The sequence below is a fragment of the Flavobacterium sp. YO12 genome, from assembly GCF_004119495.1.
Lineage (GTDB): Bacteria > Bacteroidota > Bacteroidia > Flavobacteriales > Flavobacteriaceae > Flavobacterium.
The window spans coordinates 21034-47281 of record NZ_NRQU01000038.1 but is presented as its reverse complement, the minus strand read 5'-3'; the positions used below and the strand labels follow the sequence as shown (position 1 = coordinate 47281).

The following is a 26248-nucleotide window of genomic DNA, read 5'->3' as shown; positions in this document are numbered from 1 at the left end:
TAAAATAATTGTATTTAGATTTGATTTGTTTGAAATAGTATGAAAATCTAAACCTATTATTGTTAAAAAATATACAGAAAGTGCGTAAAATAGATTATTAAATATGTAGATATTATGCAGAAGAAATAGATAAGAAGGAAGAAGGATAAGCATATAATTAATCTTAATCATATACTTAAATTTGTAATCATACTCAAAGCGTGTGTATAATTTTAGTTTTATTAATAAAATTTCGTAAATCATTTATAATTTTTGATGATGTATTTTGTTAGAAATATTGATGTACAAATAATTTTACCCGTTGAATATTCAAAATAATTTAATATTGAGAACTTTATTCAACGGGTTAAAAAAAGCTTTAGCAGGTAAAAAGACCTTGTACAACTCCTCCTATCCATCCTTGGAGTGCTCCAGCACCGCCTCCAAACATTGCTCCTACAGCTATTCCTCCAATTCCTGAACATACAATACAAGCGTCTGAACGACTAAAATCCCCTCTATTCATAATTTTAGTACAACCGCCGCCGCCCTCGTCATATGGGTCTGGTGCTTCTTGATCATAAGTGTTGGTGTAAGGGCCTCCTGCTAATAACTTTTCCATTTTTTGTAATTCTAATTTTTTCATAATGATAAAGATTTATTGGTTAATATTTAGATTGATATACACACAAAAGTATAGACTGTTTTGAAATAGTCTTAGTCGATAATCGGTTATTTAAAACCTAAATACGAATAAATATAAAATATTTCTTATTTTTATATTTGTAAATTCGTTAAATATGAATATAATTATAGGAAATAAGCTTAAAAACCTGCGTAAAGCTAAAAATATGTCACAGGAACAAGTTGCTGATTTTTTAAACATTTCGCAATCTGCATATGCTAGAATGGAGCGCGGAGAAAGTACTTCTTGGGCTATTCATTTTAATAAAATCTGCGAAATTTTTGAGATAACACCGGAAGAGTTGGTTAAAAAAGGAATTGGAGATTCTGTCTATGAAAGTTTGGTAAATACAGAACAGCAAACTGAAATTGGAGTGTTAAATGTGTATAGAAAAATAATAAGACAATATGAATTACAAATAGAAGATTTGAAAATGATAATTAAACATTTAAATAAAGGTAAAAACTAAAAAGGCTTCACAATTAAGTGAAGCCTTTCTAAAATATATTTGAATTGAAATAATTACCTTTTACAAAGTATTAATTAAGTTCCTTAGTTACAATTTGCATGGTTTCGCGGCTGACTTGTTTTAGTAAAACTTCTTTGTTTGTTTCAACAGTCTGTGCAGCATCTTCTGTAAAGTGACGGATCGTGTATAAAGTTACATTTTCGCTGTAATCTACTTTGAATTTTTTCGAAAGTATAGCGTTCAAATCACTGAAATTTCCAAATTTATCTTCTACACAAACAGAGAAACTAATCGCAGAATTCTGAATTAAGTTTACTTTGATTTTAAATTCATGGAATAACCCAAAAATCTCACTGATGTTTTCTTCCATAATAAAAGAGAAATCAATAGAAGAAAGAGAAATTAAAAGCTGTTCTCTTTTTACGATAAAACAAGGATACTGCGGTTCAAGATCAACACCTTTAGAAACACAAGTTCCTTTTAATAACGGATTGATAAATGATTTTACGTACAACGGAATTTCTTTTTTCTGTAACGGCTGCAACGTTTTTGGGTGAATAACCGTTGCACCGTAAAACGCCAATTCGATTGCCTCGCGATACGAAATTTGGTTCAACAAACTTGCATTTTCAAAATAACGTGGGTCAGCATTCATAACTCCCGGTACATCTTTCCAGATCGTTACACTTTCGGCGTTTAAGCAATAAGCAAAAATTCCTGCAGTATAATCAGAACCCTCACGACCTAGAGTCGTAGTGAAATTGTTTTCATCGGCACCTAAAAATCCTTGCGTGATGTTTAAGATTTTTCTAGGTACATTTTTACTGATAAGCTGCTGCGTTGTTTCCCAATCTACTTCGGCATCTCTGTAGTTTGCGTTTGTTTTAATGAAATTACGAACATCAAGCCATTGCGTTTGAATACCCATGAAGTTCATGAAATGACTTAAAATAGTAGTCGAGATTAATTCTCCAAAACTTACAATTTGATCGTAAACAAAATTATAATTTGGAGATTTATTATGCGCTAAGAAATATTCTAATTCTGAGAATTGCGCATTCACAGCCGTAAAAACCTCATGTTTTTCATCTTCAAACAAATCCAATAAGATTTGGTTGTGGTATTTTTTTATTTCCTGTACAGATGAATTCAGCTCTGCCGATTTATCAAAATAGTTCTTGATAACAACCTCAAGAGCATTTGTGGTTTTTCCCATTGCCGAAACAACTAAAATCACATCTTCATAACCTACTTTTTGTAAAACGTCGTATACGTTTTTTATTCCTTCAGCATCTTTTACAGATGCACCACCAAATTTAAATACTCTCATTTTTAATTTTAGATTTTTTAATTTTAGATTTCAGATTACGAAATCTGGTATTTTTTTATATTCTTCTGCCACAGATTATAGGATTAAAATGATTTTACAATCTGTGTCAGTTTGCCACGAATTACACAAATTTCCACTAATTTAATTCGTGCTAATTCGTGAAATTCGTGGCAAACTAATATTTTTATAATTTATCTAAGAACGTATTAATTCCTAACTCATCCATTTGAACAACCTGCCAGCCGTCAAGAATTTTTGCACCCGAGTTCTCGTAAAATTTTACAGCAGGAGTATTCCAATCCAAAACATTCCATTCAACTCTTCTCACATTGTCTCTTTTGCCTTGTCTCATTATTTCGGCATACAATGCAGAACCGAGACCAGTACCGCGCATTTTCTCTTTTACAACTAAATCTTCCAAGTGGATTGTTTTTCCTTTCCAAGTCGAATAACGGTAATAGTACAATGCAATTCCAACAATTTCCTTTTCCTTTAACTCATTTGTAATCTCAGCTACAAATACATGAAAAAGCGGTTTTTCTCCAAATCCGTCACGTATTAAATCCTCTTCAGTTATAACAACTGCATCAGGTTCATTTTCGAATATTGCCAGTTCTTGTATTAATCCCAAAACATATTTCATGTCCTCAGGATTCCCTTTTCTAATATTCATAACTATCCTAATTTTATTCTTTTACTGCTCCTATATAATATTGTGTCTTTGTCAAGATCAATTTCATATATTCTTATTATTAACCGTTTATTAGCTAAAAAAGCATTTTTTTATAGGCTGCTTTCTGCTATTAATTAGCAAATATACAATAGTAGTAAACTAACAAAATAATTTTTAAATCATTCTCACAAAATAAGCGATATTTGTGACTTAAAATTAAAAACTATAACGATATAGCAATGGAAGAACGCAATAAAACACTGGGAGAGTTTATTATTGAGAACCAAAAAGCATTTCAGTATTCGTCGGGGGAGCTTTCCCGAATTATCAACTCTATACGTTTGGCGGCGAAAGTCGTAAACTATAAAGTAAACAAAGCAGGTTTAGTAGATATTATTGGCGCAGCAGGCGAGCAAAATATCCAAGGCGAAGACCAGCAAAAATTAGATGTCTATGCAAACGAAGTATTTATCCAGACGTTAATAAACCGTGAGATTGTCTGTGGTATTGCTTCAGAAGAAAACGACGATTTTATAACTGTTCAGGGGAGCGACAACAGTCATAATAATAAGTACGTGATCTTGATGGATCCGCTTGACGGATCATCGAACATTGATGTAAATGTTTCTTTAGGAACTATCTTTTCTGTTTTTAGAAGAGTTACTCCAATAGGAACTCCGGTTACAAGTGAGGATTTTTTACAACCGGGAATCAATCAAGTTGCAGCAGGATATGTAATTTATGGAACTTCGACTATGTTAGTGTATACAACTGGACATGGGGTAAACGGATTTACATTAAACCCAGCAATTGGTACATTTTACCTTTCACATCCAAATATGAGATTTCCAGAAAACGGAAATATCTATTCTGTAAACGAAGGGAATTATGTTCATTTTCCGCAAGGTGTAAAAAATTACATCAAATATTGTCAGCGTGAAGAAGAAGACAGACCGTATACGTCAAGATATATTGGAAGTTTGGTTTCAGATTTTCATCGAAATATGATTAAAGGCGGAATTTATATTTATCCAACAAGTTCAAAAGCACCAAAAGGGAAATTGCGATTATTATACGAATGTAACCCGATGGCGTTTATTGCAGAACAAGCCGGAGGAAAAGCAACTGACGGTTTTGGAAGAATTATGGAAATCCAGCCAACAGAACTGCATCAAAGAGTGCCATTTTTCTGCGGAAGCTATAAAATGGTAGAGAAGGCAGAGGAGTTTATGAAGGAAGCGCAATAGCAAACTTTTTTTGTCGACGCAACCTTTTTACATTTTCAACATCTTTTAAATAAAAGACTTATGAAAAAACTATCCATTTTGCTAATCTTGACCGTAACTTTATTTAGCTGTTCTAATGATAATGATTCCTCGGGAGTAAAAATTAGATTGTCGAATGCGAGTAAATTTAATTTTAAAAATATTACAGTAAATACTTCGACTGGAAATGTGAATTTCGAGGATTTAAATTCAGGACAGAAAACAAGTTACAAAGTATTTGAGTATGCATATAGTTATGCATTTGTTGAGTTACAAATTGATGGTCAAACATATACATTGCAGCCTATTGATTATGTTGGAGAAACAACTCTTGAAAAAGGGAATTATACATATGAGATTACTGCAAATGAAAGTCAAGAACGACAAGGGAAATTGGGGTTGAGATTAATTAAGGATTAATGCGCCATTCTGTTTTATGAAATAGAATTGTTTAAACAATAATTGATATTTTATAATTCATAAATCTGAATATAGTACAAACAAAATAAACCCGACAAGATTTAAAATCTAGTCGGGTTTATTTTTGAGTTTTATTTAGGTTTCAATTTTAAGTCAGTATATAAACTGAACATTAAAATCTAAGCCCTGAATATTATTTATTCATATTTTCCATTTCAAAAACAAAAGTATCTAAATCTACTTTTTTGTCTACTAAAGATAATGCTTTTGAAATAATGTAATTTACGTTTCCTGGAGTAAATCCTAAAGCTAATCCCATACGAGTCAACATAACTTCTTGTTGATCTCCTAAATGATGATCAACATGAACCATTCTCGCCAAATCAAACAAACGCTCTAAACGTTGAGCATATAAATACGGCGGGTTTATTGGGTGTTTCCAAGGATCAACTAAGATTTCACTGTATTCTTCTTCTGAGATTTCTAATCTTGAAGCTAATTTGTCCAAAAAGTCTTTCTCCTCAGGACTTACTTTACCGTCAGCAAATGCTACACGCACAATTGCAGAGAAATGACCTCTGTTTCTTTGTTTGAATTCGTTATCAAATAATTCTGAAAATGGCATAATTAAAAAGTGTTTTATTTCGCAAAGATAAATCTTATTTTAATTTAACAATTTTAAATTCCTCATAAATTTAACTTATTTTTATTCATTGTTTTAAGAACTGTATTTACTGAATCTTCAAAATAAATCGTATGTTTACAACCCCTAATCATTAAAATATTATTAGTTCTTATGTCAGAATTTTGGATTTACTTTCAAATAGGTTTAAAGCATGTTTTAGATATCAACGCTTACGATCATGTTCTTTTTTTAATCGCATTAACAGTTCCATATACTTTTAAAGACTGGAAACGCATTTTGCTTTTGGTTTCCGTATTTACAATCGGTCATACCATAGCATTAATACTTTCTGTTTTTGGAATAATTGCAGTAAAAGTAAACCTTGTGGAGTTTTTAATTCCGATAACGATTTTGATCACAGCCTTATATCATCTTTTTACCGCAGGAAAAGCAACTAAAAATGACGGCATAAATTTAATATTTTTTGTAACGCTGTTTTTTGGAATTATACACGGACTTGGATTTTCGAATTATTTTAAAACTATTTTAGGAGGTTCGCCAAGTTCAAAATTATTACCTTTAGGAGAATTTGCTTTAGGTATTGAAGCAGCGCAGTTAGTAGTGGTTTTTGTAGTTTTGGTAATCTCATATATTGTACAGACGGTATTTCGTTTTTCAAAACGCGACTGGGCACTTGTGATGTCGGCTTTTATTATTGGAGTAGTAATTCCGATGATTATCGAAAGCCCAATTTGGAACAGATAAAATAAATGGAAGTAAAAAAGCTTAATAAATACGATAAAGCCTATTTGAGAATCGCTAAAGAATGGAGTTTACTCTCTTATTGCAAGCGTAAACAAGTGGGTGCTATCATCGTAAAAGACAGAATGATTATTTCTGACGGCTATAATGGAACGCCTTCGGGATTTGAAAATTGCTGTGAAGACGAAGATGGTTTAACACGCTGGGATGTTTTACATGCCGAAGCAAATGCGATCTTAAAAGTAGCGCGATCAACACAATCATGTGAAGGCGCAACTTTGTATATCACGCTTTCGCCATGTAAAGAATGCAGTAAATTAATACATCAATCAGGCATAAAAAGAGTAGTTTATCATAACGGATATCGTGATGACTCTGGAATTCAATTTTTAATAAAAGCGGGTGTCGAAGTAGAACATATTCCTGTTTTAGAAGAATAATGAAATTTAATCCCAAATATCTGCCCATTGTTATTGGAGCCACTTTTGCTCTAGGAACAGTACTCGGAAGTTTAATGCACACTTCTGCAGATGACCAATTTTTGGCTAAAAATTACTCCAAAACTAAACTCAACAAACTTATCGACTTTATCAATAATGAATATGTTGACAGCATCAACACCGATTCAATTGTTAATCTTACCGTCGACAATATACTCTCAAAATTAGATCCGCATTCCGTTTATATTCCGCCAAGCGAACAGGCAGAAGTAGCCGAAAGTATGAAAGGCGATTTTGTTGGAATCGGCATCAATTTTTATATGTATAAAGATTCAGTTGCCATTATAAAACCTGTCGAAAACGGACCTTCTGCAAAAGCAGGATTAAAATCTGGCGACCGAATTCTATTTGCAGGAAAAACTAAGTTATACGGACGAAAACTACCTTCAGACAGTTTATTCTCTAAACTAAAAGGAGCTAAAGGTTCAGAAATTGAATTGACTGTTTTTAGAAAATCTGAGCAAAAGAAGCTGAAATTTAAAATCAAAAGAGATATTATTCCAATTAAAAGTGTCGATGCTTCTTTGTTGATTGGGAATAATGTTGGTTACATCAAAATAAATCGTTTTGCCGAAACTACTTTTAATGAGTTTAAAACGGGTTTAACACGATTGAAAGAAAAAGGAATTCAGTCGCTCGTAATCGATCTTCGTGATAATGGTGGCGGCTATATGGAAGAAGCGATTGCAATTGCCGATGAGTTCTTAAAAGACAAGCAATTGATTGTTTTCACCAAAAATAAAAACGGAACAACAGAAAAAACGTATGCTACGAAAGCAGGAAGTTTTGAAGCTGGGAAAGTATATGTGTTAATCAATGAAAACAGTGCTTCGGCAAGCGAAATTCTAGCAGGAGCAATTCAGGATAATGATCGCGGAACTATCGTTGGGCGTCGTTCTTTTGGAAAAGGTTTGGTACAGCGTGAAATGGATTTCAACGATGGGTCGGCAGTTCGTCTTACCGTGGCAAGATATTATACGCCAACCGGAAGATCAATTCAAAAACCGTATAAAAAAGGAAATGAAGCGTATTTTAAAGAATCAGAGTCGCGTGTTACAACAGGCGAATTGTATGCAAAAGACAGTATAAAAGTAGCAGATTCTTTAAAGTTTAAAACGCCAAAAGGTAAAATCGTGTACGGCGGCGGCGGAATTGTCCCGGATGTTTTTGTGCCGATGGAAGCAGAACACGGAAATGAAAATGTTGCTTATTTGCTTCAAACAGGAATAGTAGGGCATTTTGTTTTTGAAGAATTAGACAAAAACCGAAACGCTTTTAAAGACGCTCATTTTAATGAGTTTCTGGTACAGATGAAAAATTCTGACGACTACTTTAAGAAGTTTAAAAAATACATTTCGTTGACTGGTTTAGATTTAAAGCTAGATAAAACAAAAGCTTTGGTAAACAGATATATCACTGCAGAATTTGCGCGACAATTGTATGGAGAAATGTATTATTATGATGTTATTTTGAAAGATGACGCCATGATAAAAACAATCTTAAACCCGAAAAAGTAACCATAAACCTTTTTAGTATGGAAGTAGTAACTGTTGTAAATGCCGAAATCGAACTTCTGACTGCTGTTAAAAATGCTGATGTTTTAGTATTAGAAAGAATGCTTCATGACGATTTGTTGTTCAATTTGCCTGATGGTAATACAATTACAAAACAGTTTGATCTCGATTCTTATCGTTCGGGTAAAATGAAAATTGATATGATTGAGGCTTCCGATCAAATTATTAATATAATAGGCGATTCAGCTGTCGTTGTTGTTACAGTTTCATTAAAAGGAAAATTTGATAACAATCCAATTGATGGTGTTTTGAGATACATTCGAGTTTGGAAACAGTTTGGTGAAGATCTAAAAGTGATCGCTGGAGGCTGCACACAATTAGCGTAAATTTTTAAAACAAGACTTTGCTTGTTTTTCGTAATTCTTAGTTCTAGAGATTGCGGTTAAATCACAAAATATGAAAAATCTAAAAAAGATAAGTTTTCTTTTACTTCTAATGGCTTTTGCAATTTCTTGTGCAAGTATGAAAGATAAAAATACAATTTCAGGAAAAGTTCAGTCTATTGAATTTGGAAAGGATGGTTATACAGCTAAAATCAATACGGCTAAAAACGAAGTTTATTTTGCGACAATCAGTATTGTAAATGTTGGCGGGCCAGAAAATTATAAGAAATTAAAAGAAGGCGATGAGATCTTGTTAAAAGGAGAAATCTGGAAAACGGATACCGAGAAACATATCAAAGTAAAAGAAATCGTTTCGGTAAAATAACGGAAACGGATTAAAACAAATAAACCACCATATAAGTGATATAAGATTTTATCGAATACTATCGTGTGCATGAGTCTGCAGGCCGTTATTCCATAAAGTAAGAATATCTGTTGCAACAGCCGCACCGCTTCCTGCAGCAATGGCTAATTGACTTCTCCAGCCTGCCAAAGTTCCAATTACATAAATACCGTCGGCAACTTTATGATCGTCGTTTTTAAGCTGAATACGTTGTTTTTCGGGAAGTGCTTTTTTATGAGGTTCAATATACTGCATCAAACCTTCGATATCAAAAGTATTTGCAGAACCAATTCCAACAACAATGTTTTTTGTTTGGTATGAATTTTTATTGGTAATTACGGTAAATTCAGGATAAGTTCCCTCTACTTTAATTACTTTTTCATTTGCGATTTGAGTAATATGTGGATAAGAAGCTGCTAAATCTTGTGTGCTTTCCGTTAGTAATTCAGAACCTAATTTTCCAGGCGAAATGCCATAAGCATTATAAAAAATAGCTTCTTGTAAAGAAGAATTTTTTTGATGTGTAAAGATTCCAATTTTTTTATCGGTAACAAAAGCTTTGTTTTTGGCAGAACCTAAAACAAGGGCACAAGAAATCCCTGAGACTCCTCCACCGACAATTAAAACGTCAAACATATATTATCGACCGTTTGTTTTTTCTTCAATTCTTTTTGAAATTCTAAAAATCAAAAGAATCAATACTGCGCAGAAAGAAGCTGCGATTCCAATAAAAGCTACCATACTATCACCTTGAAAAGGATTTTTAAAGTCTAATAACGTAATATTAAAAACAATTAGAGCTAATGCTAGAAGCACTAAGATTGAAGTAAAGATTTTCATATGCTTATTTATTTGTCTAAAATAGTAAAAAGGAACTTTAAGTTAAAAAAAAGTCTTAAAGTTCTGTTTTAGAAATTTTATGAGGTAAAAGTATAAAAATAAATCTTAGACAAACAAACCTTTAACATTAGCAGCAAATAATTTAACAGCAATTGCTAAAAGTATGACTCCAAATGTCTTGCGAACCACGCCAAGTCCGTTTTCTCCTAATAAATTTTCGATTTTTTTAGACGATTTCAAAACAATATAAACTAAGACAATGTTTAGGATGATTGCAATGATAATATTAACCGTATGAAATTGAGATCGAAGCGAGAGTAAAGTAGTCATTGTACCTGCTCCGGCTATCAATGGAAAAGCAAGCGGAACAATTGAGGCTGATCCAGGTTCTTCGTCACGGTAAATTCTAATTCCTAAGATCATTTCTAAAGCAAGAAAAAATAATACAAACGAACCTGCAACAGCAAACGAGTGTACATCAATACCAATCAGGCTCAAAAAACCTTCGCCGACAAATAGAAAAACGATCATGATGGCACCAGCAACAATAGAAGCTTTTTCAGATTCAATGTGACCAACTTTTGCTCTTAAATTGACAATGATTGGGATAGAACCTACAATATCGATTACGGCAAAAAGGACCATTCCAACAGTAATAATTTCTCTAAAGTCGATTTCTAGCATATAGTTCTGATTTTAAGCGATTAATAATTTGCTGCAAAAGTAGGTAATAAAGTTAGGTGATTTTTTGTTACATTGTATTTTTGTTATAAAAACATATATTATACGTGTAAAATGTGATATTTATAACAATATAATGTTTCAATTGTTGATTTAGAGAAAAAGAGACGGATAATTTTTGAACTTAATTTTTTTCTTGATTGTTTTTAAAAAATCGGATAAAATTAAAAGCTAAAAATTATAACTTACTGAAAATCAATTAGTAAATTTGTTTGTAATTTTAAGTTTTTTGATCATGGAAAGAATGCGGTTGGTTGTAGTACTCTTGGTTCTGTTGTTTTCATTCAATAGTTCGCAAGCTCAAATTTGGCAGCAAATTAAAAAAGCTGCAGAAGATAAGGCTGGTAAAAAAGGCCAAAGTGACAGTGGTAAAGCTGCTGATCAAAATGTAAATATGAATGATGCGATCTTGAATTATGGAAAAAATAAAGTAGATCCGTCAGTTGTGCCAAATTCCTATAATTTTAGCTGGAAATATGTTATGGAAATTAAAACCGGTGAAGGAAAGGCAATGAATGCCGATTATTTTTTGGAACCTAATGCTGCTTATTTTGCAATGAATATTGATCAAGGAAAAGGGCAGAATATGTTGATGATTATGGATTCTAAGAATAATATAACGGTGACTGGTTTTGGTAATGGTAAAGAAAAAATGGCTTCGGCTTCAAAAATGCCGGATTATTCAGAAATGGCAAAAAAAGAAAGTGAGAAGACTAAATTTACCATTAAGACATTGCCTAATAAGACTTTTTTAGGATACAATTGCAAAGGAATTCAAATGACAAATGATGAGCATGATATTATTTGTTATTACACAAGCGAAGCTAAAGTGAGTTTTGGTGATATGTTTAAAAATCAAAAAGGCTGGAAAATGCCCGAGGCTTTTACAAATTATTTTAAACCAGAAGATAAAACGTTATTAATGGACATGACGATGAAGGATTTGAAGAATAAAGGAAAAGTGACGACAATGAAATGCGTAAGTTTAGAAAAAAGTGCTTACGTATTTAATAAGGCTGACTACAAATTTATGTAGATAAAATAGTAACATTCTAAATTAGTTTGGTTTAAGAACATAAGTGTGGGAGTGATTTTTATTTCCTGAATCTTTAGTTACCTTTGCAAAATGTTTCAACTAGGAAAAACCATCGTATCAGAGGATATACTCGAAAAAGAATTTGTTTGTAATTTATCAGCATGCAAAGGGGCTTGCTGCGTCGACGGAGATGCAGGTGCGCCTTTAAGTGAAGCTGAAACTAAGATTTTAGAAGAGATTTATCCTAAAGTAAAACCTTTTTTAAGAAAAGAGGGAATTGACGCCATCGAAGCGCAAGGAACTTGGGTAAAAGGAACTGACGGAGATCTAGAAACGACTTTGATTGATAATAAGGATTGTGCTTATGTTATTTTTGACGGTAAAACAGCGCTTTGCGGAATTGAGCAAGCTTATAATCAAGGAATCGTAGATTGGAAAAAACCAGTTTCTTGTCATTTGTATCCAATTCGTGTAAAAGACTTCACAGAGTTTGCTGCTGTTAATTATGATAAGTGGGATATTTGTGATGATGCTTGTTCTTTGGGTAAAGAATTAGAAGTTCCTGTGTATAAATTTGTCAAAGAAGCTTTGATTCGCCGCTTTGGAGAAGACTGGTATTTAGAGCTTGAAAAAGTAGCCGAAGAACTTAAAAATTCGTAAAAATTCGGGAAGGCTTATCGTTGTTGAAAAGTGATTCGCTTTTACTCAGAAAAAGGAAAGCCGAGCCTCAAAAAAAACTTTAAAAACATTTTAGAATTCCTTGCTTTTTATTTCAAAAAGTCTATATTTTACAGGGCTTCAAGATGTATATTCAGTATTTAAATCATTCATTTACAGAGAATTGATTGTTGTATGAAAAACATTTCAATTTTTCATCGTTGTTAAAAACTACGCCCGATTGTGAATAAGTTTGGCTTTTATTTTTGGCAGCAATTAACAATCTTTGTAGTGTATTGAATTAGAAAAAATTCAGTAAAAATTATTAAAAAAATTGTCATGTCACAAGTCGAACCAATACTACAAGAAAATAAAAATCGTTTCGTTATTTTTCCTATCAAACATCATGATATTTGGGAATGGTATAAAAAAATGGAGGCTAGTTTCTGGACTGCAGAAGAAATTGATTTGCACCAAGACTTGACAGATTGGAATAATAAATTAAGTGATGATGAAAGATATTTCATCAAACATATTTTGGCATTCTTTGCGGCTTCTGACGGAATCGTAAATGAGAATCTTGCTGAGAATTTTGTAAACGAAGTTCAATATGCTGAGGCTAAGTTTTTCTATGGTTTTCAAATCATGATGGAAAATATTCATAGTGAAACGTATTCTTTATTAATTGACACTTACGTAAAAGACGAAGCAGAAAAAGCAGAATTGTTTAATGCTTTGGAGGTTTTTCCTGCAATTGGTAAAAAAGCAGAATGGGCTTTAAAATGGATCGAATCTGATTCATTTGCTGAAAGACTTATTGCTTTTGCTGCTGTTGAAGGTATTTTCTTCTCTGGTGCTTTCTGTTCTATTTATTGGTTGAAAAAACGTGGTTTAATGCCAGGTTTAACTTTCTCTAATGAATTGATTTCTCGTGACGAAGGCGTACATTGTGATTTTGCAGTTCACCTGCACAATCATCACTTAGTGAATAAAGTTCCAAAAGACAGAATTAAAGAAATCATTGTTGATGCTTTAAATATTGAAAGAGAATTTGTAACAGAATCTCTTCCGGTAAGTTTAATTGGAATGAACGCGACTTTAATGACGCAATATCTAGAATTTGTTGCTGACAGATTATTAGTAGAATTAGGCTGCGAGCGTGTTTATGGATCAGCGAATCCGTTTGACTTCATGGACATGATCTCTCTTCAAGGAAAAACCAATTTCTTTGAAAAACGTGTTGCAGAGTATCAAAAATCGGGTGTGATGAACACAGACAGCGATGCTCAGAAAATTTCATTTGATGCAGATTTTTAGACAACAAAAATAATTTCAGTGTTATTTAAACCCTGAAAAGAATAAAACTTTTACAAGTATTTTTTTAGATTGAATCTCTTTCCCCAATCGAAGATTCAATGACATTTTTTAATGCCTTTTCGGTTTGTTTTTCAGACTGGAAACAGATAACTATTGAGAATCCTACAATTCTCAAAAAAAGATAATTTTAAAACACACAATGTTTAAGCGCTGGAATTTATTTTCCAGTGTCTTTCATTTTTTCAATAACTAAAATAGTAAGCTTATGTATGTAGTAAAAAGAGATGGTCACAGAGAGCCGGTAATGTTTGATAAGATTACAGAAAGAATCAAAAAATTGTGCTACGGCTTAAATGAGCTTGTAGATCCCGTTAAGGTAGCGATGAGAGTTATCGAAGGATTGTATGATGGAGTTTCGACTTCAGAATTGGATAATCTTGCAGCAGAAACTGCTGCGTCTATGACTATTGCACACCCAGATTATGCACAATTAGCAGCTCGTGTGGCAATTTCAAACCTGCATTCAAATACAAAAAAATCGTTCTCAGAAACGATGAAAGATATGTACAATTACGTAAATCCAAGAAATGGTCAAGATGCGCCATTGCTTTCGGATGAAGTATTTAAAGTAATTCAGGAAAACTCTGCTTTCCTTGATTCGCATATCATTTACACTAGAGATTTTAATTACGATTACTTTGGTTTCAAAACTTTAGAGCGTTCTTATCTTCTTAAAATAAACGGAAAAATCGTAGAGCGTCCACAGCATATGTTAATGCGTGTTTCTGTTGGTATTCACTTAGACGATTTAAAATCGGTAATTGAAACTTACGATTTAATGTCTAAAAAGTTCTTTACGCATGCAACACCAACGTTGTTCAATGCAGGAACTCCAAAACCGCAAATGTCTTCTTGTTTCCTTTTGGCAATGCAAGATGATAGTATTGACGGAATTTACGATACATTAAAACAAACAGCAAAAATCTCGCAATCAGCAGGAGGAATTGGACTTTCTATTCATAACGTTCGTGCAACAGGATCTTACATCCGTGGTACAAACGGAACTTCAAACGGAATTGTTCCAATGTTGAGGGTTTTCAATGACACCGCTCGTTACGTAGATCAAGGAGGTGGAAAACGTAAAGGAAGTTTTGCTATTTACATCGAAACTTGGCATGCTGATATTTTCGAATTCCTAGATTTAAAGAAAAATACTGGAAAAGAAGAAATGCGTGCAAGAGATTTATTCTTCGCAATGTGGACTTCAGATTTGTTTATGAAACGCGTTCAGGAAGATACAACTTGGACTTTAATGTGTCCTAACGAATGTCCAGGATTATACGATGTTTACGGAGAAGAATTCGAAAAACTTTATACAGATTACGAATTTCAAAACAAAGGAAGAAAAACAATCCGTGCTCGTGAATTATGGGAGAAAATTCTAGAATCTCAAATTGAGACTGGAACGCCATATATGTTGTACAAAGATGCAGCAAACCGTAAATCAAATCACAAGAATTTAGGAACAATTCGTTCTTCAAACTTGTGTACAGAGATTATGGAGTACACTTCTAAAGATGAAATCGCAGTTTGTAACTTGGCTTCTATTTCGTTGCCAATGTTTATCGAGAACGGAAAATTCGATCACGAAGCACTTTATAATGTTACAAAACGTGTAACTCGTAACTTAAATAAAGTAATTGACAGAAATTACTATCCTGTAAAAGAGGCTGAAAACTCAAACATGCGTCACCGTCCAGTAGGATTAGGAGTGCAAGGTTTAGCAGATGCTTTTATTATGCTTCGTTTGCCGTTTACAAGTGATGAAGCAAAAGTTCTAAATCAAGAAATTTTCGAAACATTATACTTCGCAGCTGTAACCGCTTCTATGGAAATGGCAAAAGAAGAAGGTCCATATTCAACTTTTGAAGGTTCACCAATGTCACAAGGAGAATTTCAACACAATATGTGGGGAATGAAAGATGAAGAATTATCAGGTCGTTGGGACTGGGCTTCATTAAGAAAAGAAGTAGTGGAACACGGAGTTCGTAACTCATTATTGGTTGCGCCAATGCCAACAGCTTCAACTTCTCAAATTCTAGGAAACAACGAAGCTTTCGAACCATATACATCAAACATTTACACACGTCGTGTATTGTCTGGAGAATTTATCGTAGTAAACAAACATTTACTAGAAGACTTAGTAAAACTAGGTTTATGGAACGAAGACTTGAAACAAGAAATTATGCGTCATAACGGATCAGTTCAAAATATTGATGTTATCCCGCAAGACTTAAAAGATCTTTATAAAACAGTTTGGGAAATGTCGATGAAAGATATTATCGATATGTCACGTCAAAGAGGATATTTTATTGACCAATCTCAATCGTTGAACTTGTTTATGCAAGATGCAAACTATTCTAAACTTACGTCAATGCACTTCTACGCTTGGCAGTCAGGTTTAAAAACAGGAATGTATTACTTAAGAACAAAATCGGCAGTTGATGCGATTAAGTTTACCCTAAACAACGATAAAAAAGAAGAAACTCCAACTGCAGCAGCTGTAGAAACTGAATCTATCAGTGTTGAGGATTATAAAGCAATGTTACTAAAAGCACAAGCTGGAGATCCTGAAGATTGTGAAATGTGTGGGTCTTAATTTTTAGTTGCTAAATTATAATTAGCAAGAATTGAAGGAAAAGTTTTACATTTACTAAAAAATAAAGGAAGTTAAAGTATATTTTGACTTCCTTTTTTACTTTAAATATGGGATTAAATGAAAAATGAATTAATTAAAAGTCTTACTAATGATTTCGAAGATCATTCGCAAAAAACTGAAAGTGGTATAGAATTTTGGTTTGCTAGAGATATTCAGCATTTACTTGGCTATTCAGAATGGAGAAATTTTAACAAAGTTATTTTAAAAGCAAAAACATCTTGTGAAATCACTGATCACTTAGTGTTAGACCATTTTGTTGATGTCAACAAAATGGTTGTCATTGGTTCTGGAAGCGAACGTGAGATTGATGATATGATGTTGACCAGATATGCTTGTTATCTTATTGCTCAAAATGGTGATCCTAAAAAAGAGCCAATTGCTTTTGCCCAAAATTATTTTGCTGTACAAACAAGAAAGTTTGAAGAAATTGCTAAAAGAATTGATGATTGGGAAAGGTTAAATGCAAGACAGAAACTTACATTATCTGAAAAGGAATTGTCAGAGCTTATTTTTGAAAAAACAGGAAATGATAAAAATTTTGGAATAATCAGAAGTAAAGGTGATCAAGCTCTATTTGGAGGAAAAAACACAACTCAAATGAAAAAAAAACTTGGTGTTCCAGAAACGAGACCTTTAGCAGATTTCTTACCTACAATTGTTATAAAAGCAAAAGATTTTGCAACTGAAATAACTGTTTTTAATACAAAAGATAAAGGTTTGTCAAATGAAAGGAGTATTTCCTCTGAACATATTAAAAATAATAAAGGAGTTAGAAAATTACTGCTTGATAGAAAAATCGTTCCTGAAAATTTACCAGCAGAAGAAGATATAAAGAAATTAGAGAGACGTGTTAATTCAGAAACTAAAAGTATTGAGAAGAACCCTGATAAATTGACATAATTGATATTGGATTAATTCAGGCCTAAATCTAAATAGATTAAGATTTTTAAGTAAAATCAATTAAAAAGAGATAGCAGTTATTGTAATGATAGCTGTTTTTTTTGTTATTGTTTTTAGAGATACGTTGTGTGATTTTAGCCCGTGGTTTCAACCACGGGAACACAATGCATTACCTCAATCCGTTTCCCGTGGTTGAAACCACGGGCTATATTGTTTTTATCATAATATGACAATATCCCCAATAATTCCCCGTTTTAATTATTACCAAAAACTTTTTCAAAACTTAGCACCTTAACATCTAAGAACCTCAGAACCTTCTTCGAAATTAAACCTTTAGGAGAAAGCTGAGTCTTAATGTAAAATTCCTGTGTTATGAAAAAAAGCAATCTTTGGTCGTTACGGTTGGGTTTTTCCGGAAAAGAATCCGATGCAATAGAAAAATTAGGATTAGAAAAATTTCTAAAACATTCCTATAGTTCAAAATTCGACACGCAGCTTCCCGCTTTTTTAAACGATGATCCCAAAACACTACTAGAACTCAAAGAACTTCGGGAATCCATAAAAACCGCTGATTCAGAAGAAAAAAAGAAAGCTCTTAAAAAAGAAATCTACTCTGCAGTTGAACTAAAAAAATGGTGGATTGGTAAAATGCGCAACGACGAATTTCCATTACGGGAAAATATGGTTTGTTTTTGGCACAATCATTTCGTTTCCACTTCTCAAAAAGTAAAAGTCAATTACTGGATTTACCAGCATAATATGATTTTGCGTGAACATGCGTTCGGGAATTTCAAGGAGCTGACCAAGCAAATCATAAAGTCGAATGCAATGGTGAAATACCTTGATAATGTCGATAATAAAAAAGGAAAATACAATGAAAATCTAAGTCGTGAATTGCTTGAATTATTCACGATCGGAATTGGAAATTATACCGAAAGCGACATTAAAAATGGAGCAAGAGCTTTAGCAGGATTAAATTACGGAGACGATGGTGCTGTTTACAGGCGTTTTGCTGAAGATAATAGTGATAAAACTTACTTTGGAAAAACCGGAAACTGGAAAGCAGATGATCTGGTTGATATTATTTTTGAGCAGAAAAATATACCGTATCTCATCACTCGGAAAATACTAGAATGGTTTATTTATGATAATCCGTCAGAAGATTTGGTGACGTATTATGGCGATTATTTTAGAAAAGTAAAGTTTGAAATTCAACCTTTATTAACTAAAATTTTTACTGAAGAATACAAAAAGGAAAATTCAGGAACAAAAATCAAAGATCCTCTGGTTTATATTTTGCAGCTTTTGGATGAATTACATATCGATGATCTGGACGATGCTATGATTCTATTTTTTATTAAGCAGCAAGGAATGGATTTGTACAATCAGGTAAATGTAAAAGGATGGGACGGTGGAAATTCCTGGCTGACTTCGCAAATTTATTTACAACGTAACAATACATCAGATTTGCTTTGCAGTGGAAGAAGTATTACCAGAAAAGTATTAAACACAATGACTGGTGATGGTGAAAAACCAAAATTAGAATTTGAAAAGCTCAACATAAAAATTGATTTTGATTCTGATGGAAATAACAAAACGATTATTGCTGAATTGTCAAACAGATTGTTGTTTAAGGTAAGCGATGCCATGCAAAAGGACATGGAGAGTTTGCTGAAATATGATTTTGACCCAAAAGAAACGTACGCCAATTTCGCCGTAATAAGACTCTTCGATTACATTACAAAACAGCCCGAATATCAATTAATTTAGAAAACTGCAGCTATGAACAGAAGAAATTTTCTAACGCTTACAGGAACTTTTACTGGCGGAATGCTGGTGCTTCCTGATTTTTTACACGCTTTTGGTTCGCAGAATAATTTGGTAATCGGCGAGCAGTGTATTGTGTTTGTGCAATTAAATGGCGGGAACGACGGATTGAATACCTTTGTTCCTTACGATAATCCGTTGTATTATGATTTGAGAACAAAAATAGCTTTGAGTAAAGATGCTGTTATTGGTAAAAATAAAGGAATGGCGTTTCATCCATCCTTAAAAGATTTTGCTCAAATGCAGCAAAACGGAGATTTAACCGTAATTCAGAATGTTGGTTATCCAGAACCTATTCGATCTCATTTTCGCAGTCAGGAAATTTGGCAAACCGCTGCAGACTCAGATAAATATATTAATGAAGGCTGGTTAGGACGTTATTTAGATTTACAGTGTAATGGACATCAAGCAACGGCAGGAATAAATTTGGATTCGATCGATAATCTGGCTTTAAAAGGAATGGAGCCTAATTCGATAACGGTAAAAGATCCAAACCGATTTAAAGTAAAATCAGATAAAGAAGAAAATGTAACCTTGTCAGATAATCCGCAATTGGATTTTGTTCGAAAAATCGCCAATTCCGTTACCGAAGGTTCAGATGAAATTCAGAAAGCATTGGCAAAATCTAAATCAGAAATCAGTTATCCAAAAACAGAATTATCCAAAAATCTGGAATGGATTGGGCGATTGATAAAAGGAAATCTGAATTCAAAAGTATATTACACTTCGCTTGGCGGATTTGACACACATGATAATCAACTCGCCATTCACGAGAAAAAATTAACCGATTTGAATGACGCTTTGTATAGTTTTTATCAAGATTTAAAACAAGCACAATTATTACAAAATGTTACTATCGTGGTTTTCTCAGAATTTGGAAGACGAGTAAAAGACAACGGAAACGGAACAGATCACGGAACCGCAGCACCAATGTTTATAATTGGAGGTAATAATAAAGGAACGCTTTTAGGGAATAATCCAAATTTAGCCGACTTGGATAATGGGGATTTAAAATATCAAATCGATTTTAGAAGTGTCTACGCATCTTTATTAAAAGAGAAGTTGAATTTTGATTATGCTAAAATCGGGATTTCGAATAAACCAGTTTCGGGATTGTTTACGTAATCGCAATCTTGTCATTTCGACTGAAAGGAGAAATCACACTCGGAACTCCGTATAGAAATTCGCCAATCTTTGTCGACAAACTAGTGTGATTTCTCCTTTCAGTCGAAATGACAAAAACACTAAGTAATCTGTGAAATTAGATTTTACAACCACAAATATTTATGCTAATTTGTGAATTCGTGGCGAAAATAACTCAGAAACTGAGTATCTCAGCATCTTAGAATCTTCCAAAACCCCATTGTATATATCTCATTTTAAGCCGATATTTTTATATTATCATACAAAACATCATAAATTTGTTAAGAAATCCCTTTTTGTTTCATAAAATGCAATCTTTTTTTTGGTGCAGTAAAAATAATTTATACATTCGCAGAGAATTTATTTAAAAACACAAACAAAATGGCAAGTAACCGTTTTTATTTTAGCAACTCTTTTTATTTCTTCTTTAGTAGAAGTGAGGATTGTGCTATGGTTATTTGAGAAAATTTTAAGACAAATAAAACTAATATACAATCCTGATGCAAATCAGGATTTTTTTTTGAATATATGACAACGAAAATTGCAATACAAGGTATCAAAGGTTCTTTTCATCATCAGGTTGTAAAGGAGTATTTCTCTGAAAATGTGGAAATTGATGAGTGTTTGTCTTTTGAAGAATTGATTGACAGCTTGCTTTCAGGAAAATCGAATCAGGCAGTTATGGCAATTGAAAATTCGATTGCGGGACCAATTATTCCGAATTATGCTTTGATTGATAAGAATAATTTGCACATTATTGGAGAGCATTATTTAAACATTCAGCAAAATTTAATGGCTTTAAAAGGTCAGAAAATTGAAGATATAAAAGAAGTTCATTCGCACCCAATGGCACTTTTGCAATGCATGGATTTCCTGAAACAATATCCAAATATCAAATTGGTTGAGGATAAAGATACAGCCGAAACAGCAAGAAGAATTCAGGAAAAGCAATTAACTGGAATTGCAGCAATTGCAAGTGTAACAGCTTCTGAAATGTATGATCTGGATATTATTGCATCATCGATTCAAACGATCAAAAATAATATGACACGTTTCGTAATCATCAAAAAGCAAAATTCATTTTTGCCAGAAAGCGAAATCAACAGAGCATCTGTAAAATTTGAATTAGATCACAAAAGAGGGAGTCTTGCAGCGGTTTTAAATGTAATGAGCGATTGCAAACTGAATTTGACAAAAATCCAGTCGCTTCCAAAAATTGAAACGCCTTGGAAATATTCATTCTTCGTAGACGTGACATTCGAGAAATACGAAGATTTTGCAAAAGCAAAAGCGTTATTAAATATAATGGCAGAATATTTTAAAGTGTTGGGAGAATATAAAAACACAAAACCTTTGACTGAGTCATAAAGTTGGAAAGTCCAAAGTATTAAAGTCAAGAAAAGAAAGCATATAGCTTACGGCCTAAAGCCTAAAGCATTTTTTAATAAAAACAAAAATGATTACAACAGCAAAACGATTAGACACAGTTGAAGAATACTACTTCTCATCAAAATTAAGAGAAGTTCGTCAGTTGATGTCTGAAGGAAAATCGATCATCAATATGGGAATTGGAAGTCCTGATTTAAGTCCGTCAAAAGCAGTAATTGAAGCAGTCGCTGCGGCAATTCAAGACGAAAACGGGCATGGTTATCAAAGCTATCAGGGATTACCGGAAATGAGGCAGGCGATGGCAGATTTTTATAAAGATCAGTTTGGTGTTGAAGTGAATCCGAATAATGAGATTTTACCATTGATGGGTTCAAAAGAAGGAATAATGCACATTTCGTTAGCATTTTTAAATGAAGGCGATTACGTTTTGATTCCGAATCCGGGTTATCCAACGTATACTTCGGTAACCAATTTGGTTCAGGCAGTTCCAGTTTATTATGATTTGAAAGAAGAAAATGGATGGGAACCGGATTTTGAAGCTTTAGAAAAATTGGATCTTTCGAAAGTAAAAATTATGTGGCTGGGATATCCGCACATGCCGACTGGAGCTAGAGGAAGTTTAGCGTTATTTGAAAAATTGGTTGCCTTTGCTAAAAAACACAATATATTATTGATCAACGACAATCCGTATAGTTTTGTTTTGAATGATAATCCGATGAGTTTATTGCAGGTTGAAGGAGCGAAAGATGTGACTTTAGAATTGAATTCTTTAAGTAAAACATTCAACATGGCGGGCTGGAGAGTCGGAATGGTTTTAGGAAATGCTGAAATTATCGATGCAGTTCTAAAAGTAAAAAGCAACATGGACAGCGGGATGTATTACGGAATTCAGAAAGGTGCTATCGCAGCGTTAAAATGTGATAAATCATGGTTCGAAGACCAAAACAAAATTTACAGACGCCGTAGAGAATTAACTGAAAAGTTAGCAGAAAAATTAAGCTGTAAAGTATATAAAGAAGGAGTCGGACTTTTTGTCTGGGCAAAATTGCCGGAAGGAATCGAATCAGCAGAAAAGTTCATTGACGAAATATTATATGAGAAACATATTTTCATTACACCGGGAACCATTTTTGGAAGTAACGGCGAAGGTTATATCAGATTCTCATTGTGTGTGAAAGAGGAAAAAGTACAGGAAGCGATTGATAGATTTTAGAAGCAAGAGCCAAGACTTTTTTTAAAACTTGGAATTAAAAAGATATGAAAGTATACGTAATAGGAATAGGATTAATAGGCGGTTCGATGGTGCTGGACATCAAAGATCAACATCCTGATTCGACGATTTTTGGGATTGACAGCAACGAAAAGCATTTGCAGGAAGCCATTGATTTAGGAGTTATCGACGAAGCGGGAAGTTTTGAAGATTTGGCTGAAGCCGATTTTGTAATCGTTTCGGTTCCGGTAGATGTGGCGTTGGTTGTTTTGCCTAAAGTTTTGGATTCGGTTGGAGATAAAACAATTGTTTTTGAAGTTGGGTCGACTAAAAAACCAATTTGTGAAGTGGTTGCCAATCATCCGAAAAGAAGAAATTTTATTGCCACACATCCGATAGCAGGAACAGAGTTTTCAGGACCTTCGGCGGCAATAAAAGGATTGTTTAAAGGAAAGACGAACATTATTTGCGAAGTGGAAAAAACCACTTTTAAATTGCAGGAAAAGGCGTTAAAGCTTTTTAGCGAAATAGGAATGAGGATTCGATATATGGACCCGACTTCACACGACAAACATATTGCTTACGTTTCGCATTTGTCGCACATTAGTTCGTTTATGTTGGGGAAAACGGTAATGAATAAAGAAAAAGACGAACAGGATATTTTTGATATGGCGGGAAGTGGATTTGAAAGCACCGTTCGTTTAGCAAAAAGCTCACCAGCAATGTGGACGCCGATTTTTAAGCAGAATAAAGAACACGTTCTGGAAACATTAGAAGAATATATTTCAAATCTCAGTCGGTTTAGGGATTTGCTGAAAGAGGAGAATTACAAAGCCATTTTTGAAGAAATGGAAAGCACAAATAAAATAAAAGAAATACTAAACGGATTAACAACAACTAAAAAGTAAAATTAGAATTAAGATGGAAAATAAGAAAGAAATGAGAAAGTGGTTAGAAGATTTCAATTTAAATCACCCACTTGTGATAGCTGGACCATGTAGTGCAGAAACTGAAGATCAAGTATTGAAAATTGCTCACGAATTGAAAGATTCAAAAGTAAGTGTTTTCAGAGCAGGAATCTGGAAACCAAGAACACGTCCAGGAGGATTTGAAGGTGTTGGAGAAATTGGATTAAAATGGTTGCAAAAAGCTAAAGCTGAAACTGGTTTGTTAATGGGAACTGAAGTTGCAACTGCAGCTCACTGTAAACTAGCTTTAGAACATGATATCGACGTTTTATGGGTTGGTGCTCGTACAACAGCAAACCCTTTCGCGGTTCAGGAAATTGCTGATACTTTGAAAGGAACTGATAAAATCGTTTTGGTTAAAAACCCTGTAAACCCAGATTTAGCTTTATGGTTAGGTGGTGTTGAGCGTTTACACATGGCTGGAATCGAGAAATTAGGAGTTATTCACAGAGGTTTCTCTACTTACGAAAAAACAAAATACAGAAACATTCCAGAATGGCAAATTGCTATCGAATTGCAAAATAAATTCCCTGATTTACCATTAATCATCGATCCATCTCACATTACAGGAGATCGTAAAATGATTTTTGAAGTAACTCAAGAGGCTTTAGATTTGAATTATGACGGTATGATCATCGAAACGCACATCGATCCAGACAACGCTTGGTCTGATGCTGCGCAGCAAGTTACTCCAGATGTTTTGAAACAAATCATTAAAGATTTGACGATCAGAAAAACAGATGATACTACAGATGAGTACAGCCAAAAAATGAAAAAACTAAGAGCTAACATCGATGTTTTGGATGCTAACTTATTAGAATTGTTAGGAAAACGTATGAAAGTGGCTGACGAAATTGGTCAGGTGAAAAAAGATGCAAACGTTGCGATTCTTCAAAACAACCGTTGGAACGAAATCTTAGGAAAAATGATTTTGGAAGGTGAGAAAAAAGGTCTTACTGAAGAGTTCGTTTTAAGAATGTTCAAAGCAATTCACCAAGAAAGTATTGGTCACCAAGAGAAAATTTTCAACGCATAATTTTCTTTAAAACATATAAGTGATATAAGTTAATTTAAGTTTTCTTATATCACAATTTTAAAAATAGATTGTTTTTTTATATTAAATCCCCATTGCTTTCGAGCTTTGGGGATTTTTTTGTGCTTCTTTAAATGGAAAATAAATTTGCGAGAAAATCGGATCATTAAGATGATACGATTTAAGAGTTCTCATATTGTACCAATTAATTCAAATCGAATGCGGTATGTTTGATGTACTTTCTATCATAAGTATATAAAACATGTACTTTTTTATCAGTAGTCTGGATGATTGCCGGGTAGCTGAATTCGCCTTGTTCCTGTTTTTCCAGATCAAATAATTTTTTCCAGTTCAGACCATCTTTTGAATATTCTACGTCCAAAATATTTCTTCCGTTAAACCAGTCTTTTCCTTGCGGTAATGGATTGTTTACCAATAAAAAAAGGTTTTTATTTATGGTTAAAGCATCTATTCCTGAATTGGAATTGATTACATTGATTGTATTGGTTCTTATCCAGCTTTTCCCGTTATCTCCAGACCAGCTTGAAACTATTTTATTGTGTTTGCTTCGGGATAACATCTGAATATCTGTAGCGCTATGAATTAAAAATGTCGGCTGAATGACATTAAAATTTTGACTGTTTTCTACCGCTATTTTTTTCCAAGAATCAGTTGCTTCTGTATATTCTTCAACATGGATTCTCCATTCGTCAGTAGTAACACTTTCGGTACTGCTCCCACATAAAATTATTCCTGGAATAGTTTCAATAGGTTTATTACGAATTGGTCCGTAAATTCCGTTTGGAAGGTATTTAGGTTCTCCCCAAGTTGTTCCGTTATCTTTGGAAACAATCATAGCGCCAAACCATTCTCTTGGATTTTTTCCTACTTTGTAAAACAAATACAAACTCTGGCTTTTAGCTTTAAAAAGAACCGGATTCCAGCAAGGCAATGTGTCTGCACCTTTTATTAAAGGCTGAATCAATTCTTTTGTTGCCGACCATTTTTTATCTTTATAAGCTGAAATATAAATTCCGACATCTTTTGATCCTTCATATTTTCCTCCAAACCAAGCTGCTAAAATTTCATTTGGCTTGTATTCCACTAAAGTTGATGCGTGGCTGTTTGTCGTCACGGGAGGATCTGCAATATAATTGCTTTCTATATTAATTGCTTTTGCCTGTGCTTTCATTCCGTTAGAAACATGAAAGATGGCTAATAAAGCTGTTACAGCACATTTTGTTTTCGATATCATTTTATTCTTTTTTGAGATGTAATAGAAAAATGATGCAGATTTTTAAATCCATCATTTACTCGTTCAATATAATTAAATAATTTGATTTTTGATATGATTTACATGGTCACTAAAGATAAACTTATTGCTATATTGAATTCATATTAAACAGATAAAAAATAAAATAATTATCTTCCCAACCTTTTGTTATTTTTTGTTCTCTATA

At 33.3% G+C, this 26248-nt stretch carries 27 protein-coding genes; 19 read left to right on the top strand and 8 right to left on the bottom strand.

Going from position 1 to position 26248, the window contains the following annotated elements; all coding sequences use genetic code 11:
* Positions 1–358 precede the first annotated feature (358 nt).
* A complete protein-coding gene (locus BOW55_RS13345) occupies positions 359–625 on the bottom strand; it encodes a hypothetical protein (protein ID WP_164975034.1) in 267 nt (88 codons plus the stop codon).
* A gap of 154 nt (positions 626–779) precedes the next feature.
* Here BOW55_RS13345 and BOW55_RS13340 point away from each other — a divergent pair, with 154 nt between their 5' ends.
* Complete coding sequence (locus tag BOW55_RS13340; RefSeq protein ID WP_129024516.1) at positions 780–1133, top strand: helix-turn-helix domain-containing protein; 354 nt, start codon at positions 780–782, stop codon at positions 1131–1133.
* Between the two features lie 70 nt (positions 1134–1203).
* Here BOW55_RS13340 and BOW55_RS13335 read toward each other — a convergent pair whose 3' ends face one another.
* Both BOW55_RS13335 and BOW55_RS13330 read right to left on the bottom strand, forming a co-directional pair.
* On the bottom strand, positions 1204–2463 hold the full coding sequence (locus BOW55_RS13335; RefSeq protein WP_129024515.1) for an aspartate kinase: 1260 nt from the start codon (positions 2461–2463) through the stop codon (positions 1204–1206).
* Between the two features lie 184 nt (positions 2464–2647).
* The gene (locus tag BOW55_RS13330) at positions 2648–3136 is read right to left on the bottom strand and encodes a GNAT family N-acetyltransferase (RefSeq protein ID WP_129024514.1); all 489 of its coding nucleotides are present in this window, start codon (positions 3134–3136) and stop codon (positions 2648–2650) included.
* A gap of 239 nt (positions 3137–3375) precedes the next feature.
* Here BOW55_RS13330 and fbp point away from each other — a divergent pair, with 239 nt between their 5' ends.
* Positions 3376–4383, top strand: a complete 1008-nt coding sequence (gene fbp / locus BOW55_RS13325) for a class 1 fructose-bisphosphatase (protein ID WP_129024513.1) — start codon at positions 3376–3378, stop codon at positions 4381–4383.
* Between the two features lie 60 nt (positions 4384–4443).
* Positions 4444–4821 carry a hypothetical protein gene (locus BOW55_RS13320; RefSeq protein WP_129024512.1) on the top strand — a complete coding sequence of 126 codons (378 nt, stop codon included), beginning with the start codon at positions 4444–4446 and terminating at the stop codon, positions 4819–4821.
* Between the two features lie 193 nt (positions 4822–5014).
* Here BOW55_RS13320 and BOW55_RS13315 read toward each other — a convergent pair whose 3' ends face one another.
* On the bottom strand, positions 5015–5446 hold the full coding sequence (locus BOW55_RS13315; RefSeq protein WP_089054284.1) for a TerB family tellurite resistance protein: 432 nt from the start codon (positions 5444–5446) through the stop codon (positions 5015–5017).
* Positions 5447–5617: 171 nt separating this feature from the next.
* Here BOW55_RS13315 and BOW55_RS13310 point away from each other — a divergent pair, with 171 nt between their 5' ends.
* The 5 genes from BOW55_RS13310 (at position 5618) to BOW55_RS13290 (ending at position 8990) form a co-directional block, all read left to right on the top strand.
* Positions 5618–6211, top strand: coding sequence for a HupE/UreJ family protein (locus BOW55_RS13310; RefSeq protein WP_129024511.1), 594 nt, complete (start codon positions 5618–5620; stop codon positions 6209–6211).
* A gap of 5 nt (positions 6212–6216) precedes the next feature.
* Positions 6217–6648, top strand: coding sequence for a dCMP deaminase family protein (locus BOW55_RS13305; protein ID WP_089054282.1), 432 nt, complete (start codon positions 6217–6219; stop codon positions 6646–6648).
* Positions 6648–8225, top strand: a complete 1578-nt coding sequence (locus tag BOW55_RS13300) for a S41 family peptidase (RefSeq protein ID WP_129024510.1) — start codon at positions 6648–6650, stop codon at positions 8223–8225. The genes BOW55_RS13305 and BOW55_RS13300 overlap by 1 nt, the downstream gene beginning before the upstream one ends.
* A 17-nt stretch (positions 8226–8242) precedes the next feature.
* Positions 8243–8608 carry a nuclear transport factor 2 family protein gene (locus BOW55_RS13295; RefSeq protein ID WP_129024509.1) on the top strand — a complete coding sequence of 122 codons (366 nt, stop codon included), beginning with the start codon at positions 8243–8245 and terminating at the stop codon, positions 8606–8608.
* Between the two features lie 70 nt (positions 8609–8678).
* Positions 8679–8990, top strand: coding sequence for a hypothetical protein (locus tag BOW55_RS13290; protein ID WP_129024508.1), 312 nt, complete (start codon positions 8679–8681; stop codon positions 8988–8990).
* A gap of 48 nt (positions 8991–9038) precedes the next feature.
* On the opposite strand, the gene BOW55_RS13285 is transcribed toward BOW55_RS13290, so the two are convergent.
* The 3 genes from BOW55_RS13285 to BOW55_RS13275 form a co-directional block, all read right to left on the bottom strand.
* On the bottom strand, positions 9039–9644 hold the full coding sequence (locus BOW55_RS13285) for an FAD-dependent oxidoreductase (protein ID WP_129024507.1): 606 nt from the start codon (positions 9642–9644) through the stop codon (positions 9039–9041).
* Between the two features lie 3 nt (positions 9645–9647).
* A complete protein-coding gene (locus BOW55_RS13280; RefSeq protein ID WP_026728410.1) occupies positions 9648–9848 on the bottom strand; it encodes a hypothetical protein in 201 nt (66 codons plus the stop codon).
* 105 nt (positions 9849–9953) lie between these two features.
* A complete protein-coding gene (locus tag BOW55_RS13275; RefSeq protein ID WP_129024506.1) occupies positions 9954–10532 on the bottom strand; it encodes a MarC family protein in 579 nt (192 codons plus the stop codon).
* 292 nt (positions 10533–10824) lie between these two features.
* Between BOW55_RS13275 and BOW55_RS13270 the strand changes: the two genes are divergently transcribed.
* From BOW55_RS13270 to BOW55_RS13220, 11 genes are all read left to right on the top strand, one after another.
* Entirely contained in the window at positions 10825–11625 is an 801-nt protein-coding gene (locus tag BOW55_RS13270; RefSeq protein WP_129024505.1) for a DUF4412 domain-containing protein, read from the top strand.
* Between the two features lie 90 nt (positions 11626–11715).
* Positions 11716–12285 (top strand): DUF3109 family protein, encoded by a 570-nt coding sequence (locus tag BOW55_RS13265; RefSeq protein WP_089054275.1) that lies wholly within the window; start codon positions 11716–11718, stop codon positions 12283–12285.
* Between the two features lie 336 nt (positions 12286–12621).
* Positions 12622–13599 carry a ribonucleotide-diphosphate reductase subunit beta gene (locus BOW55_RS13260; protein ID WP_089054274.1) on the top strand — a complete coding sequence of 326 codons (978 nt, stop codon included), beginning with the start codon at positions 12622–12624 and terminating at the stop codon, positions 13597–13599.
* 265 nt (positions 13600–13864) lie between these two features.
* On the top strand, positions 13865–16258 hold the full coding sequence (locus BOW55_RS13255; RefSeq protein WP_129024504.1) for a ribonucleoside-diphosphate reductase subunit alpha: 2394 nt from the start codon (positions 13865–13867) through the stop codon (positions 16256–16258).
* 117 nt (positions 16259–16375) lie between these two features.
* Complete coding sequence (dinD, locus tag BOW55_RS13250) at positions 16376–17218, top strand: DNA damage-inducible protein D (protein ID WP_129024503.1); 843 nt, start codon at positions 16376–16378, stop codon at positions 17216–17218.
* A 372-nt stretch (positions 17219–17590) separates the two neighbouring features.
* Positions 17591–18988 (top strand): DUF1800 domain-containing protein, encoded by a 1398-nt coding sequence (locus BOW55_RS13245; RefSeq protein ID WP_129024502.1) that lies wholly within the window; start codon positions 17591–17593, stop codon positions 18986–18988.
* Between the two features lie 12 nt (positions 18989–19000).
* Positions 19001–20170 (top strand): DUF1501 domain-containing protein, encoded by a 1170-nt coding sequence (locus BOW55_RS13240; protein ID WP_129024501.1) that lies wholly within the window; start codon positions 19001–19003, stop codon positions 20168–20170.
* 546 nt (positions 20171–20716) lie between these two features.
* On the top strand, positions 20717–21556 hold the full coding sequence (locus BOW55_RS13235; protein ID WP_129024500.1) for a prephenate dehydratase: 840 nt from the start codon (positions 20717–20719) through the stop codon (positions 21554–21556).
* Positions 21557–21644: 88 nt separating this feature from the next.
* Positions 21645–22790, top strand: a complete 1146-nt coding sequence (locus tag BOW55_RS13230) for a pyridoxal phosphate-dependent aminotransferase (RefSeq protein WP_129024499.1) — start codon at positions 21645–21647, stop codon at positions 22788–22790.
* Positions 22791–22834: 44 nt separating this feature from the next.
* Positions 22835–23695: a prephenate dehydrogenase gene (locus tag BOW55_RS13225; protein ID WP_129024498.1), complete on the top strand. Its 861-nt coding sequence runs from the start codon at positions 22835–22837 to the stop codon at positions 23693–23695.
* A 13-nt stretch (positions 23696–23708) separates the two neighbouring features.
* Positions 23709–24791: a bifunctional 3-deoxy-7-phosphoheptulonate synthase/chorismate mutase type II gene (locus tag BOW55_RS13220; protein ID WP_129024497.1), complete on the top strand. Its 1083-nt coding sequence runs from the start codon at positions 23709–23711 to the stop codon at positions 24789–24791.
* Between the two features lie 202 nt (positions 24792–24993).
* Here BOW55_RS13220 and BOW55_RS13215 read toward each other — a convergent pair whose 3' ends face one another.
* Positions 24994–26043 carry an exo-alpha-sialidase gene (locus tag BOW55_RS13215; RefSeq protein WP_129024496.1) on the bottom strand — a complete coding sequence of 350 codons (1050 nt, stop codon included), beginning with the start codon at positions 26041–26043 and terminating at the stop codon, positions 24994–24996.
* Positions 26044–26248 lie beyond the last annotated feature (205 nt).

Excerpts from the sequence above, each read along its gene's own strand:
- BOW55_RS13270 (WP_129024505.1), top strand. The coding sequence starts at position 10,825 with ATGGAAAGAATGCGGTTGGTTGTAGTACTCTTGGTTCTGTTGTTTTCA.
- BOW55_RS13330 (WP_129024514.1), bottom strand. The coding sequence starts at position 3,136 with ATGAATATTAGAAAAGGGAATCCTGAGGACATGAAATATGTTTTGGGA.
- BOW55_RS13335 (WP_129024515.1), bottom strand. The coding sequence starts at position 2,463 with ATGAGAGTATTTAAATTTGGTGGTGCATCTGTAAAAGATGCTGAAGGA.
- dinD (WP_129024503.1), top strand. The coding sequence starts at position 16,376 with ATGAAAAATGAATTAATTAAAAGTCTTACTAATGATTTCGAAGATCAT.
- BOW55_RS13260 (WP_089054274.1), top strand. The coding sequence starts at position 12,622 with ATGTCACAAGTCGAACCAATACTACAAGAAAATAAAAATCGTTTCGTT.
- BOW55_RS13235 (WP_129024500.1), top strand. The coding sequence starts at position 20,717 with ATGACAACGAAAATTGCAATACAAGGTATCAAAGGTTCTTTTCATCAT.
- fbp (WP_129024513.1), top strand. The coding sequence starts at position 3,376 with ATGGAAGAACGCAATAAAACACTGGGAGAGTTTATTATTGAGAACCAA.
- BOW55_RS13285 (WP_129024507.1), bottom strand. The coding sequence starts at position 9,644 with ATGTTTGACGTTTTAATTGTCGGTGGAGGAGTCTCAGGGATTTCTTGT.
- BOW55_RS13230 (WP_129024499.1), top strand. The coding sequence starts at position 21,645 with ATGATTACAACAGCAAAACGATTAGACACAGTTGAAGAATACTACTTC.
- BOW55_RS13265 (WP_089054275.1), top strand. The coding sequence starts at position 11,716 with ATGTTTCAACTAGGAAAAACCATCGTATCAGAGGATATACTCGAAAAA.
- BOW55_RS13305 (WP_089054282.1), top strand. The coding sequence starts at position 6,217 with ATGGAAGTAAAAAAGCTTAATAAATACGATAAAGCCTATTTGAGAATC.
- BOW55_RS13240 (WP_129024501.1), top strand. The coding sequence starts at position 19,001 with ATGAACAGAAGAAATTTTCTAACGCTTACAGGAACTTTTACTGGCGGA.
- BOW55_RS13245 (WP_129024502.1), top strand. The coding sequence starts at position 17,591 with ATGAAAAAAAGCAATCTTTGGTCGTTACGGTTGGGTTTTTCCGGAAAA.
- BOW55_RS13295 (WP_129024509.1), top strand. The coding sequence starts at position 8,243 with ATGGAAGTAGTAACTGTTGTAAATGCCGAAATCGAACTTCTGACTGCT.
- BOW55_RS13225 (WP_129024498.1), top strand. The coding sequence starts at position 22,835 with ATGAAAGTATACGTAATAGGAATAGGATTAATAGGCGGTTCGATGGTG.
- BOW55_RS13290 (WP_129024508.1), top strand. The coding sequence starts at position 8,679 with ATGAAAAATCTAAAAAAGATAAGTTTTCTTTTACTTCTAATGGCTTTT.
- BOW55_RS13320 (WP_129024512.1), top strand. The coding sequence starts at position 4,444 with ATGAAAAAACTATCCATTTTGCTAATCTTGACCGTAACTTTATTTAGC.
- BOW55_RS13315 (WP_089054284.1), bottom strand. The coding sequence starts at position 5,446 with ATGCCATTTTCAGAATTATTTGATAACGAATTCAAACAAAGAAACAGA.
- BOW55_RS13340 (WP_129024516.1), top strand. The coding sequence starts at position 780 with ATGAATATAATTATAGGAAATAAGCTTAAAAACCTGCGTAAAGCTAAA.
- BOW55_RS13255 (WP_129024504.1), top strand. The coding sequence starts at position 13,865 with ATGTATGTAGTAAAAAGAGATGGTCACAGAGAGCCGGTAATGTTTGAT.
- BOW55_RS13300 (WP_129024510.1), top strand. The coding sequence starts at position 6,648 with ATGAAATTTAATCCCAAATATCTGCCCATTGTTATTGGAGCCACTTTT.
- BOW55_RS13345 (WP_164975034.1), bottom strand. The coding sequence starts at position 625 with ATGAAAAAATTAGAATTACAAAAAATGGAAAAGTTATTAGCAGGAGGC.
- BOW55_RS13215 (WP_129024496.1), bottom strand. The coding sequence starts at position 26,043 with ATGATATCGAAAACAAAATGTGCTGTAACAGCTTTATTAGCCATCTTT.
- BOW55_RS13275 (WP_129024506.1), bottom strand. The coding sequence starts at position 10,532 with ATGCTAGAAATCGACTTTAGAGAAATTATTACTGTTGGAATGGTCCTT.
- BOW55_RS13310 (WP_129024511.1), top strand. The coding sequence starts at position 5,618 with ATGTCAGAATTTTGGATTTACTTTCAAATAGGTTTAAAGCATGTTTTA.
- BOW55_RS13280 (WP_026728410.1), bottom strand. The coding sequence starts at position 9,848 with ATGAAAATCTTTACTTCAATCTTAGTGCTTCTAGCATTAGCTCTAATT.
- BOW55_RS13220 (WP_129024497.1), top strand. The coding sequence starts at position 23,709 with ATGGAAAATAAGAAAGAAATGAGAAAGTGGTTAGAAGATTTCAATTTA.